Genomic DNA, 361 nt, shown 5'->3' with positions numbered 1-361 from the left:
GAGGAAGGGGGAAAAGAAAAGGGGGGGAAGGGAGGAAAGAAGAAGAAGGGAGAAGAGAGGGAGAGAGGAGGAGGGGGAGAGGAGAGGGGGAGAAGAGAAAGGGAAGAGAGGAAGAGGAGAGGGAAGGGGAAAGGGAAAAGGGAGAAGAGGAAGAAGAAGGGGAGGAGGAAGAAAAAAAAAAAAGGGGAGAGGGAAGAGGGAGGGAGGAAAGGGGGGGGGGGAGGGGAGGAAAGAGGGGGGGGAGGAAGAAGGGAGAAAAGGGAAGGGGAGAAGAAAGAGGGGGGGAAAGGGAGGGAGGAGAGAAGGGAGAAAAAGGAGAGGGGAAGGGAGGAAGGGGGGAAAAGAGGAAAAAAGGGAGGGG

At 56.5% G+C, this 361-nt stretch carries 1 protein-coding gene; it reads left to right on the top strand.

The features are described from left to right. The coding region (locus KH400_RS30185; protein ID WP_217228473.1) for a hypothetical protein at positions 1 to 361 on the top strand (361 nt) is incomplete at both ends.

Origin of the sequence: Desertibacillus haloalkaliphilus, from assembly GCF_019039105.1 — a bacterium.
In the GTDB taxonomy this organism is placed as follows: domain Bacteria; phylum Bacillota; class Bacilli; order Bacillales; family KJ1-10-99; genus Desertibacillus; species Desertibacillus haloalkaliphilus.
This window is presented reverse-complemented; position numbering and strand designations above follow the sequence as displayed.